Origin of the sequence: Lentzea aerocolonigenes (assembly GCF_000974445.1) — a bacterium.
GTDB classification, from domain to species: domain Bacteria; phylum Actinomycetota; class Actinomycetes; order Mycobacteriales; family Pseudonocardiaceae; genus Lentzea; species Lentzea aerocolonigenes.
Window position 1 is genome coordinate 71,922 of the sequence record NZ_BBOJ01000034.1, and the last position, 18,646, is coordinate 90,567.

Here is an 18,646-nt window from a genome sequence, read left to right on the forward strand (position 1 = left end):
GTGACCGGGCCCGAACTGCTGGTGCTGTGGGACATCGACAACACGCTGATCTCGGCACGAGGCTTCGGCAAGCTGATGTACCGCGAGGCGTTTCTCCAGGCGTTCGGCAGGGAGCTCAGCGTCCCCGTCGACCTCGGTGGACGCACCGAGCTGGACGTCATCGCCGAGATCTTGAAGCAGCACGACATCGAGCACACCGACGAGGCGTCCCAGCTGCTCGCCACCGCGCTCGCGAACTCCTTCGAGACCCGGCGCCACGACCTCCCCGGTCACAGCGAGGTGCTGCCCGGCGCGCTGGAGGCACTGCGTCACTTCGCGAACGACCCGCGCGTGCACCAGGGCGTGCTGACCGCGAACCTCCGAAGCGTCGCGAAGATCAAGCTGGAGGCGTTCGGGCTCGCGGATCTCGTCGACTGGGACGTGAGCGCGTTCGGCGACGACCACGCCGACCGCGCGGAGCTGGTGAGGTTCGCCCGCGAACGCGCCGGGCACATCCGCCCGTTCACACCGGACGAGGTCGTGCTCATCGGTGACACCCCGCACGACGTCTACGCGGCCACGACCGCGGGCGTGCGGCTGGTGGCCGTCGCGACAGGACGCAGCAGCAGGCAGGACCTCCACGAAGCTGGAGCGACGGCGGTCGTCGACGACCTGAGCGACCTCGACGAGCTGATCAGGCACGTGTGGAAGACCGCCGCCCGGGGAAACCGCTCGGCATGAACCCCGAAGCACCCGAAGCGGACGTGCAGGAGCAGCAGCGGGAGGTCGTCCCGCGTGAGCCTGCTGAGACGCCGCAGGCGCCGCTGGAGGCCAACGAGGCCGACGCCTACGAGCAGCAGCAGGAAGTGCCCGTGGACGAGGAGGATGAGATCTAACGGGCTCTGGTCTGGCATCGATCACGGCGTTATCGTGCGCGGCATGCCCACAGCAGGCGGCCCGACAGTCAAACGGCTGTCCCAGCCGGACGCCGACATCAAACCCAAGGCCCTCGGCTTGCCCCGAGGGCGGACGGTGATCTCGGTCTTCGGCTCCACCGAAGACATCGAGACGGATCTCGCCGCGAAGTTGTTGCCGGTGCTCAGATCCGTCGTCGTGACCGCGGCGCGCAACAGTGCCGTGTTCGTCACCGAAGGTACCGACAGAGGCGTTGTCCACTTGCTGGGCATGGCTTTGCAGGCCTGCGAGCAGCGCTGGCCCGTCGTCGTCGGTGTCGCACCGAGCAGCAAGGTCCACGACCTCACCGAAACCTCCACCAACGGTCAGATCGCGCTGGAACCCAACCACAGCGTCGCCGTCATCGTCCCCGGTTCGGAGTGGACGGACGCGACCCCGGTGCTGTTCCGCACGATCGACGCCGTCCGGCACAAGAAGCCGGTGATCGCTCTCGTCGTCGGAGGCGAGAACGAGAAGGAGGTCGTCGACCACCTCAGCGGGGACAGGCCGCTGCTGGTGATCGCCGGCACCGGTGGCCTCGCCGACCGCATCGCGACCGGTGACCTCACCGGTGACCTCGCGGTCCTGGTGCGCAGCGGCAAGATCTTCATCGTGCACGTCGACGAAGGTGCCGGCAAGGTCGTCACCGCGCTGGAACGGTTGCTGGGCAAGGAGAAGCCCGTCAAGCCGCCGAGGATCTGGCCCAAGGTCCGTTACCGGGCACCGGAAGCGCGGCCGTTGGTCGACCCCGGTTTCGTCGTCGCGTACCCGACGCTCGCGGACGCCATCCACGACGCCAACCAGGTAGTCGCACCGGCGTTCCAGGAGCTCGACGCGCAGGCCGAGGTCGAGCAGAACCGCTACCGCCTCACCGCTGTGCTCGCGATCGCGGGCGGGCTGACGACGACGGTGTTCGCCGCGTTGCAGACGTGGCTCAAGGACACGCCGTGGCCCGGTGTGCTCGTCGTGGCGGGCGGTGCGTTCGCCGCGACCATCACGATCGTGGCCCGCAAGCGCGAGTCGCTCGACAAGTACCTCACCGCCCGTTCTCGCGCGGAACGCCTGCGGGCGCTGTACTTCGCGCACCTGGCGTCACCCGCGCCGGGCACCGAGGAAGAACGCCAGGACAAGGTGGCGGATCTGGAGGCCGCGGTCAGCGACCGCAAGCACGAGGTGGTCAGGACATGAGCGACAAGCAACGCCAGGCCCAGTTCGTCGAAGCCTATCTGCGGCACCGCTTCCAGGACCGCCTCGACCACTTCGAGCGTGCCCGCAAGCGGTACTCCAGCGCGCGGACGTGGACGGTCGCGATCGCGGCCGCCCTCTTCATCGCCGCCGCTGCCGCCGCCGCGGTGGGGATGGCGGACGGGCCGCGCAGGGCCGTGTGGGGTTTCGCCGCAACGACTTTGGCCGCACTGGCCACCGCGGTGTCGCTCTACGAGGCGACGTTCGGGTTCCGCCGCCTGGCGCGGGAGAGCGCCACCACTTCCGTTGCGCTGCAACGGCTCGCGGTGGACGGTCCCACGCCGGATGACGTCGACGACGAACGGCTGGTTGCATTTGTGACCGAAGTGGAGTCGGTGCTGAGGTACGGCCGATAAAACCGGCGAAAATCGTTTGAAATGCGAACGAAGAAAGCGCTCCCACCGTTGGCACGCAGCGTGGGTGATCGATTACGGAAAGCACAAGTTCTGGTGTTTCGGTGATCCCGTTGTCATGATGACCGCATCCCCCGATGCGGAAGCAGGCACGACATGACTTGGGCGCGTCCCGCGATCGCCGAGCCCGAAACCGGCACCTTCGCCGAGGCCAAAGCTCTGGAGAAGGAGCACAGCACGATTCAGAACAGCAAGGCGGCGCGGACCGTGGCCTGTCACGCCACGGACGCGCTCGACTGCGCCGACCTGCTCGAGATGCTCGGCCTGAGCGCCGAGGAGGGCAAGGTGCGGGTGTAACCCCGCGACTGGATCCACCACTCGGCGACCAGCAGGTTCACCACGAACGACAGCCAGTTCGCGGTGGCGAAGACCATCAGCCCGGCAGCGTCGTCGGCAGGGTTGAGCAGTGCGCCGAGCAGCAGTCCCCACAGCCGGCCGGTCACGGCGGCGGTGGTCAGTGCGAAACCGCGGATCATCCAGATGCGGTGCTCGCCGAACTGACGCCGCCGTGCCGTTCGCAGGCCCTGGACCGCGCTGACGAACCAGAGCACCGACAGGACCGTCAGCGGTCCCGACGTGGCGAGGCCGTACAGCGAGAGCTGAGCCACGACGACGCCGAGCAACGACGACGGCAGCACGCCGGCGAAGTACACGCGTCCCAGCACCCGGTGCACGCGCGGATGCCGCGCGCGCAGACCCGGCCAGAACTGCGAGACACCCGCCAGGACGGCGACCGTTCCGGTGAAGATGTGGGTGACGAGCAGGCCGTAATGGACAGGTCCGCGCAACGCGGGCCGCGCCTGGGCCATGTCCAGAGTGACGTACGCGCTCGCGGCGAAGATCGTTATCGCGACGCACACCACTCCGGACACCGCCAACCAGGCGATGTGTCCCCTCGAAGTTTTCATGTGTTCAAGCCTGTCAACGACTTCACCCGAACGCGCTGGTGTGTGCCCCCGAGCAAGCACTGGGGTGCGCCCTACTGGGATGATGGGCTCATGCGGACGGTGGAGATCTCCGAAGAGCCGATCAGGCTAGGGCAGTTCCTCAAGCTGGCGCAGCTCGCCGAGGACGGCGGGCACGCGAAGGAGCTCATCGAGGACGGGGAAGTCCACGTCAACGGCTCTGTGGAGCTGCGGCGCGGTGCCCAGCTGCGCGACGGCGACGTGGTGGTCGTCGAGGGTGATGAGGTCCGCATTTCCGTTCGGAGGTAGGACATTACTCCGTTCAGCGGTAAGAGCATGCACAATCGCAGTCGATCAGGCTAGGGCCTGAAGACCTCTTCTGAACCATTTCCACGTGGCATACGTAATCTTTATGTCCCAAGTGGACACGTGGAATCGTCTTGCGCGGCCAGGGTTTCAAGACGGTGAGACGCGCGTCACTCCCATATTCGGGCCATCCGGGAAAGATTTTTCCGTGGCCTGTAACGCGGATGCCGGGACGCGCGAATCACCGGTTGCGAGCTTCGGGCGCCGAGCCTGAAAGAGGCGTTGCAGAAGATCGCGACAGATCCAGGTTCCAGGGTCCTCGGGGTGACCTGCGTACGTGCACGTCCGGAATCGCCGCTGAGCCGGGGAGATCAGAACGATGAGTGAGCAGGTCCGCGCTGCCCGTGATGTCGACGGGCTGCGCTCCACGCTCAATCCGCTGTCCGAACACAGACAGACTCACCCACCTGTCGCCCGGTGGGAAAGTCGCTACCGCTACGCCGTGATCACGGCCGATGTGCTGACCGTTGCCCTGGTCGTCATCGCCACCGGCGCCGTCATGAGCATCCGCCACGCCGCCTTCGGGCCGCTTTCTCTTGCCCTGCTGGACATACTCACAGTGGTCGTCGTCGCCGGATCGCTCGCGATCAACCGGGTCTGGACGCCGACCGTTCTCGGTCAGGGGGCCGAGGAGTTCCGAAGACTGGGCCGGGGTTTGTTCGGTGCAGTCGTGGCGCTCGGCCTCGGAGCGCTCGCCGTCGACATCCCCGGCGCACGCCTGTGGGTCTTCGTCGTGGTACCCGCGATCGCCCTGGTCGCGTTCCCCATGCGTTATCTGCTGCGCCGCCCGCTGCACCGCGGCCGCAGTGAAGGCCGTTTCCTGCTCTCCGTCCTCGCCGCCGGCAACCTGGACACCGTCGAGGACCTCATCCACCGCACCAAGCGGGTCGCCCACCTGGGCTGGCGCGTCGACGCGATCTGCACGATCGACGGCCGCGGCCGCTCCGGCACGGAGGTCGACGGCGTGCCCGTCGTCGGCCAGCTGCGCGAGCTCGCCGACCACGTGCGCCGCGGCGGCTACCGCATCGTCGCCGTCACTCCCGACGCCTACTGGACGCCCCGCCGGCTCCAGCAGCTCGCCTGGGCCCTGGAGGGTTCCGGTGCCGAGATGGTCGTTTCGCCCGGCCTGATGGAGGTCGCGGGCCCGCGGTTGCACATGAGCGCGGTCCTCGGCATGCCGCTGCTGCGGGTCAGCGAGCCCGCGCTGAGCGGGTTCCGCCGCCTGGTCAAGGAAGTCGTCGACCGCGTCGGTGCGTTCTTCCTGCTGATCCTGCTGGCGCCGCTGATGTTCGCCGTAGCCGCCTTCGTGATGATCGACAGCCGTGGACCCGTGTTCTACCGCCAGAAGCGGGTCGGCAAGAGCGGCGTGCCGTTCACGATCATCAAGTTCCGCACCATGGTCACCAACGCCGACGCGTTGCGCACCAGGCTGGCCGCCGCCAACGAGGGGCACGGTCTGCTGTTCAAGATGAAGAAGGACCCGCGCATCACCAGGGTCGGCACGTTCCTGCGCCGGTACTCGATCGACGAACTTCCGCAGCTGTTCAACGTCCTCGCGGGCAGCATGTCGCTCGTCGGTCCACGCCCGCCGCTGCCGGAGGAGACCGCGAAGTACTCCTCGGACGTGCGGCGCCGCCTGCTCGTGAAGCCCGGCCTGACCGGTCTGTGGCAGGTGAGCGGACGCAGCGACCTGTCGTGGGAGGAGTCGATCCGCCTCGACCTGCGCTACGTCGAGAACTGGTCGCTCGCGCTCGACGCCGTGATCTTGTGGAAGACCTTCCGCGCCGTCTTCGGCGGTCAGGGGGCCTACTGATGGAGAAGTCTCCTGTGATTGGCATTGCTGTCATCGGCGCCGGGTACTGGGGCCCGAACCTCGTCCGCAACGCGCAGGCCACGCCCTCGTTGCGCCTGCGTCACCTGTGCGACCTCGACGTGGAGAAGGCTCAGCGCGTGCTGGGGGAGTACTCGACGGTGCGCGCCACCGCGTCGCTCGACGAGGTGCTCGCCGACCCCGAGGTCCAGGCGGTCGCGATCGCCACACCGGCCGCCACGCACCTGCCCGTCGCGATGGCAGCGCTGGAAGCCGGCAAGCACGTCCTGGTCGAGAAGCCGCTCGCGGCGAACTTCTCCGACGGCCGCAAGCTCGTCGAGACCGCCGAACAGCGCGGCCTGACCTTGATGCTGGACCACACGTTCGCCTACACCTCCGCCGTGCAGCACCTGCGCAAGATCATTCGCGGCGGCGAGATCGGTGACATCCAGTACATCGACTCGGTGCGCATCAACCTCGGTCTGGTGCAGCCGGACGTGGACGTGCTGTGGGATCTCGCCCCGCACGACCTGTCGATCTTCGAGGCGATCCTGCCCGACGACGTTCGCCCGGTGGAGGTCGCGGCGCACGGCTCGGACCCGATCGGTGCGGGCGTCGCGTGCGTCGGCCACCTGACGGTCCGGCTGTCCAACGGGGCGATCACGCACGTGCACGTGAACTGGCTGTCGCCGACCAAGATCCGCACGATGGTCATCGGCGGTTCGCAGCGCACGGTCGTGTGGGACGACAACAACCCGGCGCAGCGGCTGTCGATCTACGACCGCGGCGTCGACCGTTCCGTGGAACAGCAGAAGATCTCCTACCGCACCGGCGACATGGTCGCGCCGGCGCTGGTGGAACGCGAGGCGCTGCGCACGATGATGGCCGAGTTCGCGGCGTCCATCACCGAGAAGCGCCCACCCCTGACCGACGGCCGCGCGGGCCTGCGCGTCCTCGCGGTGCTGGAGGCGGCGTCGGAGTCGCTGCGCTCCGGCGGAGTGTTCGTTCCCGTTCAACAAGTGGAAAGCAGGGTTTCTTCATGACGGCACAGCCGATCACCGGGCAGCGTGCCCTCGTCACCGGTGGTGCGGGCACGATCGGCTCCTCGGTGGTGGACCAGCTCGTCGAGGCCGGTGCGGCCGAGGTCGTCGTGCTGGACAACTTCGTGCGCGGCCGCCGCGAGAACCTGGCTTCCGCCCTGAAGTCCGGTGTCGTCCGCATCGTCGAGGGCGACATCAACGACAAGGCGCTCGTCCGTGAGCTGACCGAGGGCGTGGACCTCGTCTTCCACCTCGCCGCCATCCGCATCACCCAGTGCGCCGAGGAACCGCGCCTCGCGCTGGAGTGTCTGGTCGACGGCACGTTCACGATCCTGGAGGCCGCCGCGGCCGCCGGCGTGAAGAAGGTCATCGCGTCGTCGTCGGCCTCGGTCTACGGCCTCGCGGAGTCGTTCCCGACCAACGAACGGCACCACCCGTACAACAACGACACCTTCTACGGCGCCGCGAAGGCGTTCAACGAGGGAATGCTGCGCAGCTTCAAGGCCATGTACGACCTCGACTACGTGGCACTGCGCTACTTCAACGTGTACGGCCCGCGGATGGACGTCCACGGCCTGTACACCGAGGTGCTCATCCGCTGGATGGAGCGCATCGTCGACGGCAAGTCCCCGCTGATCTTCGGTGACGGCGCGCAGACGATGGACTTCGTGCACGTGCACGACATCGCCCGCGCGAACATCCTCGCGGCTCAGTCGCCGGTCACGGACACGGTGTACAACATCGCGTCCTCGAAGGAGACCTCGCTCAAGGAGCTCGCCCTCGCGTTGCTCGCCGCGATGGACTCCGACCTGCCGCTGGAGCACGGCCCCGAGCGCAAGGTGAACGGCGTGACGCGCCGGCTCGCCGACATCAGCGCCGCGGCCAAGGACCTCGGGTGGAAGCCCGAGATCGAGATGGACGGCGGGCTGCGCGACCTGGTCGCGTGGTGGCGCGCCGAGAAGCAGAACGCGTAGCACCAGGCTGGTCGCGGGTCTCACGCCCGCGTCCGCAGAAGTCGCGACCGCGGGTCTGGCACCCGCGGTCGCACCGCACCAAGATGCGGCCCGCCCGCATCCCAGAAGCCGCGGCTGCGGCGCCGCCGGACACCCCCAGGCCGGACGGCGCCGCGGCCGCACCCTCTCAGCACGAACGTTCGTCCCACCAGACCGAAGAGGTAGCGCAAGTGATTCCGGTTATGCGGCCGTTGCTCGGCGAAGAAGAAGCCCTCGCCGCCGCCGAGGCCGTGCGGTCCGGGTGGGTGGCGCAGGGCCCGCGGGTCCGCGAGTTCGAGGAAGCGTTCGCCGCGTCGGTCGGAGCCCGGCACGGCGTCGCCGTCTCCTCCTGCACCACGGGCCTGCACCTCGCCGTGCACCTGCTCGGTGTCGGGCCCGGCGACGAGGTCGTCGTGCCGTCGCTGTCGTTCATCGCGACCGCCAACGCCGTGCGCTACACCGGTGCGACGCCGGTGTTCGCCGACGTCGACGCCACCACCGGCAACCTCAGCGCGTCCACTGTGGAACCGGTCCTCACCGGCAGGACCCGCGCGGTCATGGTCGTGCACCAGGCCGGCGTGCCCGCCGACGTCGACGAGCTCAAAGCTCTCTGCGAGCCCAGGGGCATCGCCGTCATCGAGGACGCGGCCTGCGCGGCCGGCTCCACCTACAAGGGCAAGCCGGTCGGCACCAACGCACTCCTCGCCGCCTGGTCGTTCCACCCGCGCAAGCTCCTCACCACCGGTGAGGGCGGCATGGTCACAACGGACGACGCCGACTGGGCCGTTCGGCTCAAGCGGTTGCGGGAACACGGGATGAGCGTGTCCGCGGCCGATCGGCACCACGGCAACACCGCCGTGATCGAGCAGTACCTGGAGACCGCGTTCAACTACCGGATGACCGACATCCAGGCCGCCGTCGGCCTGGTGCAGCTGTCCAAACTGGACGCGATCATCGCTCGTCGCCGTGAGTTGGCCGCGCGCTACCACGAGTTGCTGGAAGGCACCGGCGTCACCGCCGTCCGCGACCCGGAGTACGGCACGACCAACTACCAGTCGTTCTGGGTCTGGCTGCCGGAAGGCGCGCCGGACCGTCAGGAAGTCCTTGCGGGCCTTGCCGAACGCGGAGTCTCGGCACGGCGCGGGATCATGGCGTCACACCTCGAACCCGCCTACGAGGGTCACCCCAGCGCTGCACTGCCGGTGACGGAGGCCTTCACGGCCCGGACGCTGATCCTCCCGCTGTTCCACGACATGACCGAGTCCGAACAGGACCAGGTCGTGTCGGCGCTGTCGGCGGCGCTCACCGCAGGGCGCGTGCCGGCCTGATGTACGACAGCGCTCGAAAGTGAGCAGTGTCAGCGTTGTCGGGAACTCTCCACACACCTCATCTGACCGTACGTGGTTGAAAGATAAAGATTCGGGTTGTACCGGAACATTTTTGTGTTGACACGTAACAGTTCCAACGAGATCGCCGACGTTCGGAGTAGCAGCCCTGTGCTGTCCAGCGTAGTGCGCGGATCACACACGGTAACTCCGTCCGAGAGGTGAAAACCAATGGTGGCTCAGCAGTCGCGTCTCGTGCGGGTGCTTGTGATCACAGCGTTAGTCGCATCAACGTTGTTCGTACTAGGAGTCTTCAACGCACCGAACGCGCACGCCGCACCATGTGACTTCCCGGTCACCAACAAGGTCGCGTGTGAGAACACGCAGCCCGGTGCGGACAACTGGCAGGCGCAGTACCGGGACGACGCGATCCTCGGGTACACAACGGACATCAGCTACAACGTCGGCCAGACCGTCAGCTTCAAGATGCTGACGTCCGCGTCGTCGTACAAGCTCGACATCTACCGGATGGGTTGGTACGGCGGCAAGGGTGCCCGGTACATGGGCACGGTCAACCGGAACACCCCGCAGAACCAGCCACCATGTCTGCGGGACGGGCCGACCGCGCTCATCGACTGCGGCAACTGGGCCGTTTCGGTCACCTGGAACATTCCGTCCAACGCCGTGTCCGGCATCTACTACGTGCGCATGACGCGCAACGACACCGGTGCCGAGAACGAGATGGCGTTCGTCGTCCGCGACGACAGCTCCCAGTCGAAGATCTTCTTCCAGACCTCCGACGCCACCTGGGTCGCCTACAACCGCTACGGCGGCAACAGCCTCTACTTCGGTGACGGCCCCGGCCAGGGCGGCAGCTCGTACAAGGTCAGCTACAACCGCCCGTACACCGGCGGCGACGGCGACGAGAACTTCATCTTCAACGCCGAGTACCCGATGCTGAGGTTCCTGGAGCGCAACGGGTACGACCTGAGCTACACGACCGATGTGGACTCGGCGCGCCGCGGCAACCTGATCAAGAACCACAAGGTGTTCATGGCGGTCGGCCACGACGAGTACTGGTCGAACGAGCAGATGGCGAACGTGATGGCCGCCCGTGACGCGGGCGTGCACATGGCGTTCCTCACCGGCAACGAGATCTTCTGGAAGACCAAGTGGGAGAAGAGCATCGACTCCTCCCAGACGGACTGGCGCACGATCTCCTGCTTCAAGGAGACCAAGGGCACCCAGAACGACGGCACGAACACCTGGACCGGCACGTGGCGCGACCCGCGTTACAGCCCGCCGCAGGACGGTGGCAGGCCGGAGAACGCGTTGCTGGGCAACATGTTCACCGTCAACGGTCGTCGTGAAGACGCGCTGAAGGTGCCGGCCGAGTACGGCAAGATGCGGCTCTGGCGCAACACCGACCTGCAGAGCATGACCTCCGGCAGCACGTACACGTTCCAGCCCGGCACGCTGGGCTACGAGTGGAACACCGTGTACGACAACGGCTTCCAGCCCGCCGGTGTCGCGCAGATGTCGCGCACGACCGTGAACCTCGAGGGCTACTACGGCCTGAAGAACTACGGCGACGAGTACGGCGGCGGCCCCGAGACGCACGCGATCACCTACTACCGCGCGCCTTCCGGTGCGCTGGTGTTCGGCGCCGGCACGGTGCAGTGGGCGTGGGGCGTGGACGACGAACACGCGTTCCTCACCAACACGCCGACGTCGGACAAGCGGATCAAGCAGGCGACGGTCAACTTCCTCGCGGACATGGGCGTGCAGCCCTACCAGCTGTGGGGAGCGGACCAGCTCGTCATCTCCGGCGCCATCAACGACAACGCCGCACCCGGCGTGCAGATCACGAACCTGCCGTCGCAGTCGACGGTCGGGCAGCCGTACACGTTCAGCGGCACCGTGATCGACGCCGCGGGCAAGGTCGCGGGCGTCGAGGTGTCCACCGACGGCGGCACCCGCTGGCACTACGCCACCTGGCAGGCGGGCCAGACGACGTGGAGCTACACCTACACGCCGTCGCAGTCCGGCGCCGCTGCCCTGCGGGTCCGCGCCGTCGACGACTCGCTGAACCTGTCCACCCCGGTGCAGGCCTCGCCGAACGTGGCCGCCCGCACCTGTCCGTGCGGCATGTTCTCCGGCCAGGAGGTCCCGAAGGTCACCTCCGCCGACGACGCCTCGCAGCTCGAGCTCGGGGTGAAGTGGAAGGCCGCGAGCAACGGCTACGTCCGTGGCGTGAAGTTCTACAAGGGCACGGGCAACACCGGCACGCACACCGGTTCGCTCTGGTCCGCCAACGGTGACCTGCTCGCCACCGGCACGTTCACCAACGAGTCGCCGACGGGCTGGCAGACGCTGCTCTTCCCGTCGCCGATCGCGGTGACCGGCAACACGACCTACATCGTGTCGTACTACACGCCGACCGGGCACTTCGCGTACGACTCCGGCGGGTTCTACGACCAGCAGGCGTACATGGAGCCCGTCACCGGCTTGAAGTCCGGTGTGGACGGACCGAACGGCGTGTTCCGCTTCGGCGCCGGCTTCCCGAACAGCACGTTCGACAACACCAACTACTGGGTCGACGTGGTGTGGGCGCAGGACCCCGGTCCCGACACCCGCGCGCCGATCCAGACCGCGATGTCCCCGGTGTCCAACGCCGGTTCGGTCGCGCTCAACACCACGGTGTCCGGCACGTTCGACGAGAACGTCACGCTGAACTCGGCCGTCGTCACGGTGACCGGCCCGTCCGGCGCGGTGACCGGCACGAAGTCGCTGTCGGCCGACGCCCGCACGGTGACGTTCACGCCGTCGGCACCACTGGCGGCCGCGACGTCCTACACGGTCACGATGAAGGCCGCGGACGCGTCGAACAACATGTCGTCGCAGTCGAACTGGACGTTCACGACCGGCTCGCCGCGCCCCGCGGCCTGCCCGTGCACGATCTGGGACGACTTCGCGGCACCGGCGGTGATCGACGCCGGTGACAACACCGCGGTCGAGCTCGGCACCAAGGTCCGTTTCGACGGCAAGGGCGAGGTGCTCGGCGTCCGCTTCTACAAGGGCACCGGCAACACCGGCACGCACATCGGCTCGCTGTGGACCTCGTCCGGCCAGCTGCTGGCTCAGGGCACGTTCAGCGCCGAGACCACGTCCGGCTGGCAGAAGCTGATGTTCAACTCGCCGGTGGCGGTGCAGGCGAACACGACCTACGTCGTGTCGTACTACGCCCCGAACGGCCGGTACTCCGTCAGCTCCGGCTACTTCAACGGCCAGGGCGCGGACTACCAGTCGCTGCACGCGCTCGCGAACGGTGTCGACGGCGGCAACGGCGTCTACCGCTACGGCAGCGGCGGCGGGTTCCCGAACTCGTCGTACAACGCCACGAACTACTGGGTCGACGCCATCTACCGCAACGGTCTCAACGGCGACACCACGCCGCCGTCGCTGACGAACCGCACGCCGGCCGTCGACGCGACGAACGTGGGCCTGCAGACCACGCTGACGGCGACGTTCAACGAACCGGTCGACCCCGCGTCGGCACAGATCTGGCTGACGGACCCCAAGGGCGCCAAGCTCTCCGGCTCGGTGTCGCTGTCCGCCGACCAGAAGACGGTCACGTGGACGCCGTCCGGCAAGCTCGTCGCCGGCACGCGGTACCAGGCGCACGTGGGCATCGCGGACGTCAACGGCATCGCGATGCCGACACCCGCGGAGTGGGGCTTCACGACCACGACCACGCCGACCTGTCCGTGTTCGCTGTTCAGCACGGCGACGGTGCCGACGGTGACGTCGTCCGACGACGCCGGCGCGTACGAGCTCGGTGTGCGGTTCAGCCCGTCGCAGTCCGGCCAGATCACCGGTGTCCGCTTCTACAAGGGCGCGGGCAACACCGGCACGCACACGGGTTCGCTGTGGAGCGCCTCCGGTCAGCGTCTCGCGACCGGCACGTTCGGCAACGAGACCGCGAGCGGCTGGCAGACGCTGACGTTCTCGCAGCCGGTGATCGTCAGCGCCGGGCAGACCTACACCGCGTCGTACACGACCACCACCGGCCACTACGCGGTGAACGGCGGGTACTTCTCGACCGGCGGGGTGAACTCGCCGCCGCTGACGGCACCGCAGGACCAGAACGGCGTGTTCGTTCCTGGCACTGGGTTCCCGACGATGACGTACGGCTCCGGCAACTACTGGGTCGACGTCGTCTACCAGCCGAACGCGGACAACACCGCGCCGGTGGCGCAGTCGCACACGCCGCTGTCCGGTGCGTCCGAAGTGGACCTGACCTCGACGATCACCGTGTCGTTCGACGAGGCGGTCGACCTGAGCACGGCGCAGTTCTCGGTCACCGACCCCGGTGGCGCGAAGATCGGTGGCACGCTGGCGCTCTCGCCGGACGGCAGGATGGTCACCTTCACGCCTGCCGCGAGGTTCGCAGCGTCCACTGTGTACTCGGTGAGCGCGAAGATCGGTGACACGTTCGGCAACGTCATGGCGAACCCGGTCACGTGGTCGTTCACCTCGGCGACGACGCAGACCTGTCCGTGCTCGTTGTTCAGCGCGGCGACGGTGCCTTCCGTCACCTCGGCTGACGACGCCGGAGCGTACGAGCTGGGCGTGAAGTTCACGTCCACGGCGAACGGCCAGATCACCGGTGTGAAGTTCTACAAGGGCGCCGGCAACACCGGCACCCACACCGGATCGCTCTGGTCCGCGGACGGCACCCGCCTGGCGACCGGCACGTTCTCGAACGAGACCGAGTCGGGCTGGCAGACGCTGACGTTCTCGTCGCCGGTGTCGATCACGGCGGGAACCACGTACGTGGCGTCCTACACGACCACCACGGGTCACTACGCCGTGAACTCCGGCTACTTCGGTTCGGTGACCTCGCCGCCGCTCGCCGCCTCGGCGTCGGCCGGTGTGTTCACCGGCGGGTCCGGGTTCCCGACCTCGACCTACAACGGTGGCAACTACTGGGTGGACGTGGTGTTCCAGTGATACCGCTGTGACTGCACGACCACTGCTGTTCATCGGGGCAGGTGGACTCGCTCGCGAGGTGATCGCGGCGGTCCGCCTCCTCCCGGAGCTCTGGAACCCGATCGGGGCTCTGGACGACTCCACCGCCCTGCACGGCACCCTGATCGACGGGGTGCCCGTGCTGGGCGGGCTCGACCAGATCGACCAACATCCGGACGCGGCCGTCGTGGCGTGCATCGCCAACGCGCGACGGCCGTTGTCCCGCCTCTCGCTGGTGTCGCGACTCGACCTGCCGGAGCAGCGGTGGGCGACGATCGTGCACCCGGCGGCCGTGACCTCCGGCGCGACGCTGGGCTGCGGCACGGTTCTTCTCGCGGGTGTCGTGATCACGACCCCGCTTTCCGTTGGCCGGCACGTGGTGGCCATGCCCCACGTGCTGATCACTCACGACGACGTCGTTTCTGACGGCGTGACTTTCGCCGGCCGTGCCTCGCTCGGGGGTTCGGTGCACGTCGGGGAATCCGCGTACCTGGGACAGGGAGCCATGGTGCGCGAGGGTGTGAAGATCGGTTCCGGTGCGGTGGTTGGCATGGGAGCCGTTGTCCTGCGGGATGTTCCGGCAGGAGAGACGTGGGCCGGCGTGCCGGCCCGCCCGTTGCGTGGGGAGAGCGCGTGATCGAGATTCCGCTGGTGGACCTGCGTGCCCAGCACGAACAGGTGGCCGACGAGGTGGCCGACGGTTGGGCAGAGGTGCTCAAGACGACAGCCTTCATCAACGGCCCGCAGGTTGCCCGCTTCGAGTCGGAGTTCGCTGCCTACCAGGAAGTTCCGCACGCCATCGGTGTCGGCAACGGCACCGACGCGATCGAGCTCGCGCTGCGTGCGCTGGGCGTCGGCCACGGTGACGAGGTCGTCCTGCCCGCCAACACGTTCATCGCCACGGCCGAAGCCGTCGCCCGCTGCGGCGCGACGCCGGTGCTCGTGGACTGCGTCGACGACACGCTGCTGATCGACCACTCGCAGGTGTCCTCTGTGGTCACTTCCCGCACCAAGGCCGTTGTGCCGGTGCACCTGTACGGCCAGGCCGCGCCGGTCGAGCTGCTGCCCGCCGGCCTCCCGGTCGTCGAGGACGCCGCCCAGGCCCAGGGCGCACGCCGCAACGGTGTCGCCGTCGGCGGCCTCGGCGTCGCCGCCGCCACCTCGTTCTACCCCGGCAAGAACCTCGGCGCGTACGGCGACGGCGGCGCGGTGCTCACCACGTCGGACGCCATCGCCGAGTCGGTGAAGCTGCTGCGCGAGCACGGGTCGCCGCGCAAGTACGAGCACCCGGTGCTCGGGTTCAACAGCCGCCTCGACACGCTCCAGGCCGTGGTGCTGTCCGCGAAGCTGCGCCGGCTGGAGGGCTGGAACCAGGCGCGCCGTCTCGCTGCACAGCGCTACACCGAGATGCTCGCCGACGTCGAACGCGTGCGGGTGCCGGTCGTGTTGGACGGCAACCTACCGGTGTGGCACCTGTACGTAGTGCGCGTGCCGGACCGCGACCGCGTGCTTTCTGCTCTGCACGCCGCCGGGATCGGTGCCGGCATCCACTACCCGACGCCGCTGCACAAGACCGGCGCGTTCGCTTCGCTGGACGGCGCGTTCCCGGTCGCCGAGTCGTCGGCCGCGGAGCTGTTGTCGCTACCGTTGTTCCCGGAGATCACCGAGTCGCAGCAGGCTCGGGTCGTTGAAGCGCTGACGGAGGCATTGCGATGAGCGGCGTGCGGGTGCACCCCCAGGGACTGTGCGAGTCCGACGACGTAGGGGAGGGCACGCGCGTGTGGGCGTTCGCGCACGTGCTGCCAGGCGCGCGCATCGGCCGTGACTGCAACATCTGCGACGGCGCGTTCGTCGAGTCGCGCGCGGTGCTGGGCAACAACGTGACGGTCAAGAACAGCACGTTGGTCTTCGACGGCGTGACGTGCGAGGACGACGTGTTCCTCGGCCCGAACGTGTTGTTCACCAACGACCTGCGCCCCCGCGCGCACATCAAGAAGACCGGCGACGCCCTGGAGACCACGCTGGTCCGCCGCGGCGCGACGCTGGGCGCGGGCACGGTCGTGGTGTGCGGCACGGAGATCGGCGAGCACGCGTTCGCCGCGGCCGGTTCCGTGATCACCCGCTCGGTGCCGGCGCACGCGTTCGTGGCGGGCAACCCGGCGGTGATCAAGGGCTGGGTCTGCGCGTGCGGTGCGCGGCTCGACGGCGACCTGGCGTGCCAGGAGTGCGGTACCCGGCACGAGGAGACCCCGGACGGCCTGAAGGCCCTCTAGCGCGCTTCCTGAGCCGCCGGAGCCCTGCTTGCAGGCTTCGGCGGCTCTTGCGTGTGTTCAGGTCAACTGACCTGGTCGAGCCACGTGCGATAGCGGCTTCGGAAAGGTTCCGCAGGCTCGCGCAGTGCTGCTGACAGCCACCCGGAGGTCGCCTCGGCACGTGCGATGACGTCCGGCGGATAGCCGTAGCGGATCTGATGCAGCGCGAACTCGTCCTCGTCGTCGACGAAGACGGACCCGTCGGCCCGTGTGCGGCAGACGTCCAGATCCAGGTCGACCGTGGTCACTTCCCCGGGGTGCGGCCAGTGGGCCGGGGTGGTGATGTCGCAGTACACGTCCAGGCGAGCCGGAGCTGCCTGAAACAGAGCCGTCCACCAGGCATCGTGAGGAAAGAGCATGACTCGGCGCTCTTCGGTCGCGTACAACGCGATCCGGCTGCCGTCGCTGCAGATCGTCCCGATCCTCGCACCGAGCCAGATCCCGTACTCGTCCTCACCCAGCCGAATCATGGAAATGTGCCGGTGCGGACTGCCGTCGAACTTGCGGACCACGACCTGGACTTCGTTTTCCCCCATGACGCGACGGTACCGTCTGTTTTCACCCGAACGAGCCGTTCTTTGGAGTTGCTTCAACGGTTAGCGTGCAAGAGCATGACCGCGATCATTTCCACCGCGTACAGCCGCGATCTGGGCGACGAGCTGCGCAGGATACGAGAGACCTGCACCAGCTTCGGCGGCCGCGCGATGGCCGCCCAACTCGGGTGGGACCCGAGCAAGGTGTCGAACATCGAGACCGGCAAGGCCCGCGCGAGCGACGTCGACCTCGCCCAGTACCTGGCGACGTGCGGCAAGGACCTCGACTACCTCCAGGACTTCGGCAACCGCTACCGCCACGCCTTCGACCTGTACTTCGCCCAGGGGCCGACCACACTGCGCACACTCACCATGGCCGAGTCGATGGCAACGAAGATCTTCGTCTACGAAGTCTTGGCGATTCCGGGTCTTCTGCAGACGGAGTCCTTCGCACGCGCGCTGTTCACGGAGGTCGGATGCCATTCGCCGGAAGAAGTCGAGGACGGTGTCTCGCGCCGCATGGGGCGGCAGAGCATCTGGCAGCGGCCGTACCGCCCCGAATGCCTGTTCTACGTGCACGAGTTGGCGCTGCGGATGCGGATCGGCGACGCGAAGGTCATGGAGGACCAGTACCTGCGCCTTCTCTTCAACGCGCACATCCTGCGAGTTGTACCCGCGAGCGTCAAACCCGTCACGCTCCGCTCGAAGTGCACGTTGTTCGAGTTCGCCAAGGCAGCACCCCTGGCCTACACGGAGTCCGACCTGGCCAAGGTATTCGTCCAGGACGATGCGGCCATCGCAGCGACCAGGAAGCTCTTTGAGCGGTTGGATGCGGTCGCCCTGGAGTCGGGTAGCCCAGGGGAGTTTCACCCCTGGGCTCCCACAGATCCCGGCGTGACAGTCTCCCGTCACCGGGCTCTTGTCACTCTGGTCACCAGACGCGCGGGACCGAAGTTACCCAGGTCCAGTGCGCGAACATGCGGGGGTGTCGCTGCGTGATTCCCCACCAGCACTGGAAGGATTTCTTCTTGGCCCGCAACCGTTTGTACTTCTTACGGATCCAGCGCATCAGGTAGGCGTTGATGCGCGACAGGAGTTGATACAGGGCGGAGCGGTAGAACGCTCCGTAGTACTGCATCCAGCCTCGCACGACAGGGTTGATCCTGCCTGCGAGGTCGGCGAAGGAGTGACCGGTACGTCGGTGCAGCCGCCAGGACCGCACTTCCGCGTTGATCTTGTTCAGGGCGTCCTTGCTGATCGCGGGCAAGAACCTGTTGAAGTTCCCGTTCTTGCCCCGCGCCCGCCGCTGCCGGAACGTGAATCCCAGGAATGTGAACGACGTGTGCTCGTGCGAGCCTCGCCGCTTGCCGTCCTGGCAGTACACGATCTTCGTCTTGTCGGGGTGCAGTCGCAGCCCGACCTGTTCCATCCGCTGCGCTATCGCCCTGGCCACAGTTTCGGCCTGGGCCTTGCTGGCGCAGTGCACGACGGCGTCATCGACGTACCGTTCGAACGGGACGGTCGGGAACTCCCGTGCCATCCACGCGTCGAACGCGTAGTGCAGGAACAGATTCGCCAGCACCGGTGAGACCGCGGACCCTTGCGGGGTGCCGCGATCCCGTTGCACAAGGCGGCCGTCCGCATGTTGCAGCGGCGCTCGCAGCCACCGCTTCACATACAGCACGACCCATGGGGCGTCGGCGTGTTCCTCCACCGCTGTGACGATGAGGTCCCATGGCAC

Annotated in this window: 18 protein-coding genes; 15 read left to right on the top strand and 3 right to left on the bottom strand. The window is 67.7% G+C overall.

Annotated features, from left to right (window positions below):
- From AOM45_RS44800 to AOM45_RS50270, 5 genes are all read left to right on the top strand, one after another.
- The gene (locus AOM45_RS44800; RefSeq protein ID WP_030472753.1) at positions 1-720 is read left to right on the top strand and encodes an HAD family hydrolase; all 720 of its coding nucleotides are present in this window, start codon (positions 1-3) and stop codon (positions 718-720) included.
- Entirely contained in the window at positions 717-875 is a 159-nt protein-coding gene (locus tag AOM45_RS52060) for a hypothetical protein (RefSeq protein ID WP_169774301.1), read from the top strand. The genes AOM45_RS44800 and AOM45_RS52060 overlap by 4 nt, the downstream gene beginning before the upstream one ends.
- Before the next feature lie 43 nt (positions 876-918).
- A complete protein-coding gene (locus AOM45_RS44805; protein ID WP_030472752.1) occupies positions 919-2,121 on the top strand; it encodes a TRP family putative cation channel in 1,203 nt (400 codons plus the stop codon).
- A complete protein-coding gene (locus AOM45_RS44810; protein WP_030472751.1) occupies positions 2,118-2,534 on the top strand; it encodes an SLATT domain-containing protein in 417 nt (138 codons plus the stop codon). The genes AOM45_RS44805 and AOM45_RS44810 overlap by 4 nt, the downstream gene beginning before the upstream one ends.
- 153 nt (positions 2,535-2,687) lie before the next feature.
- Positions 2,688-2,888 carry a hypothetical protein gene (locus AOM45_RS50270; protein ID WP_081902699.1) on the top strand — a complete coding sequence of 67 codons (201 nt, stop codon included), beginning with the start codon at positions 2,688-2,690 and terminating at the stop codon, positions 2,886-2,888.
- Here the strand turns inward: AOM45_RS50270 and AOM45_RS44815 are convergent.
- On the bottom strand, positions 2,807-3,499 hold the full coding sequence (locus AOM45_RS44815) for a DUF2306 domain-containing protein (RefSeq protein WP_081902698.1): 693 nt from the start codon (positions 3,497-3,499) through the stop codon (positions 2,807-2,809). The genes AOM45_RS50270 and AOM45_RS44815 overlap by 82 nt on opposite strands.
- Before the next feature lie 90 nt (positions 3,500-3,589).
- On the opposite strand from AOM45_RS44815, the gene AOM45_RS44820 reads away from it, so the two are divergent.
- The 9 genes from AOM45_RS44820 (at position 3,590) to AOM45_RS44860 (ending at position 16,333) form a co-directional block, all read left to right on the top strand.
- Complete coding sequence (locus AOM45_RS44820; RefSeq protein ID WP_030472749.1) at positions 3,590-3,805, top strand: RNA-binding S4 domain-containing protein; 216 nt, start codon at positions 3,590-3,592, stop codon at positions 3,803-3,805.
- Between the two features lie 376 nt (positions 3,806-4,181).
- Positions 4,182-5,675 (top strand): sugar transferase, encoded by a 1,494-nt coding sequence (locus AOM45_RS44825; protein WP_081902697.1) that lies wholly within the window; start codon positions 4,182-4,184, stop codon positions 5,673-5,675.
- Between the two features lie 14 nt (positions 5,676-5,689).
- Positions 5,690-6,715, top strand: a complete 1,026-nt coding sequence (locus AOM45_RS44830) for a Gfo/Idh/MocA family protein (RefSeq protein WP_236704060.1) — start codon at positions 5,690-5,692, stop codon at positions 6,713-6,715.
- Complete coding sequence (locus AOM45_RS44835) at positions 6,712-7,686, top strand: NAD-dependent epimerase/dehydratase family protein (protein ID WP_030472746.1); 975 nt, start codon at positions 6,712-6,714, stop codon at positions 7,684-7,686. The genes AOM45_RS44830 and AOM45_RS44835 overlap by 4 nt, the downstream gene beginning before the upstream one ends.
- A 209-nt stretch (positions 7,687-7,895) precedes the next feature.
- Positions 7,896-9,032, top strand: coding sequence for a DegT/DnrJ/EryC1/StrS family aminotransferase (locus AOM45_RS44840; RefSeq protein ID WP_236704061.1), 1,137 nt, complete (start codon positions 7,896-7,898; stop codon positions 9,030-9,032).
- 291 nt (positions 9,033-9,323) lie between these two features.
- Positions 9,324-14,042 (top strand): DUF4082 domain-containing protein, encoded by a 4,719-nt coding sequence (locus AOM45_RS44845; RefSeq protein WP_236704062.1) that lies wholly within the window; start codon positions 9,324-9,326, stop codon positions 14,040-14,042.
- A gap of 7 nt (positions 14,043-14,049) precedes the next feature.
- Complete coding sequence (locus AOM45_RS44850; protein ID WP_030472743.1) at positions 14,050-14,697, top strand: NeuD/PglB/VioB family sugar acetyltransferase; 648 nt, start codon at positions 14,050-14,052, stop codon at positions 14,695-14,697.
- Positions 14,694-15,776 carry a DegT/DnrJ/EryC1/StrS family aminotransferase gene (locus AOM45_RS44855; protein ID WP_030472742.1) on the top strand — a complete coding sequence of 361 codons (1,083 nt, stop codon included), beginning with the start codon at positions 14,694-14,696 and terminating at the stop codon, positions 15,774-15,776. The genes AOM45_RS44850 and AOM45_RS44855 overlap by 4 nt, the downstream gene beginning before the upstream one ends.
- Entirely contained in the window at positions 15,773-16,333 is a 561-nt protein-coding gene (locus AOM45_RS44860) for an acyltransferase (RefSeq protein ID WP_030472741.1), read from the top strand. Before AOM45_RS44855 ends, AOM45_RS44860 begins: the two co-directional genes overlap by 4 nt.
- A gap of 62 nt (positions 16,334-16,395) precedes the next feature.
- On the opposite strand, the gene AOM45_RS44865 is transcribed toward AOM45_RS44860, so the two are convergent.
- Entirely contained in the window at positions 16,396-16,908 is a 513-nt protein-coding gene (locus AOM45_RS44865) for a DUF402 domain-containing protein (protein WP_030472740.1), read from the bottom strand.
- A 75-nt stretch (positions 16,909-16,983) separates the two neighbouring features.
- Here AOM45_RS44865 and AOM45_RS44870 point away from each other — a divergent pair, with 75 nt between their 5' ends.
- On the top strand, positions 16,984-17,904 hold the full coding sequence (locus tag AOM45_RS44870; RefSeq protein WP_156249774.1) for a helix-turn-helix domain-containing protein: 921 nt from the start codon (positions 16,984-16,986) through the stop codon (positions 17,902-17,904).
- Here AOM45_RS44870 and AOM45_RS44875 read toward each other — a convergent pair.
- Positions 17,837-18,646 (bottom strand): reverse transcriptase domain-containing protein (locus tag AOM45_RS44875; RefSeq protein ID WP_156249775.1); only part of this gene is annotated, 810 nt, incomplete at its 5' end. The two genes, AOM45_RS44870 and AOM45_RS44875, sit on opposite strands and share 68 nt — an antisense overlap.

Coding starts and splice junctions, on each gene's coding strand:
- AOM45_RS50270 (WP_081902699.1), top strand. CDS start 2,688: ATGACTTGGGCGCGTCCCGCGATCGCCGAGCCCGAAACCGGCACCTTC.
- AOM45_RS44865 (WP_030472740.1), bottom strand. CDS start 16,908: ATGGGGGAAAACGAAGTCCAGGTCGTGGTCCGCAAGTTCGACGGCAGT.
- AOM45_RS44870 (WP_156249774.1), top strand. CDS start 16,984: ATGACCGCGATCATTTCCACCGCGTACAGCCGCGATCTGGGCGACGAG.
- AOM45_RS44835 (WP_030472746.1), top strand. CDS start 6,712: ATGACGGCACAGCCGATCACCGGGCAGCGTGCCCTCGTCACCGGTGGT.
- AOM45_RS44805 (WP_030472752.1), top strand. CDS start 919: ATGCCCACAGCAGGCGGCCCGACAGTCAAACGGCTGTCCCAGCCGGAC.
- AOM45_RS44825 (WP_081902697.1), top strand. CDS start 4,182: ATGAGTGAGCAGGTCCGCGCTGCCCGTGATGTCGACGGGCTGCGCTCC.
- AOM45_RS44810 (WP_030472751.1), top strand. CDS start 2,118: ATGAGCGACAAGCAACGCCAGGCCCAGTTCGTCGAAGCCTATCTGCGG.
- AOM45_RS44815 (WP_081902698.1), bottom strand. CDS start 3,499: ATGAAAACTTCGAGGGGACACATCGCCTGGTTGGCGGTGTCCGGAGTG.
- AOM45_RS44820 (WP_030472749.1), top strand. CDS start 3,590: ATGCGGACGGTGGAGATCTCCGAAGAGCCGATCAGGCTAGGGCAGTTC.
- AOM45_RS44860 (WP_030472741.1), top strand. CDS start 15,773: ATGAGCGGCGTGCGGGTGCACCCCCAGGGACTGTGCGAGTCCGACGAC.
- AOM45_RS52060 (WP_169774301.1), top strand. CDS start 717: ATGAACCCCGAAGCACCCGAAGCGGACGTGCAGGAGCAGCAGCGGGAG.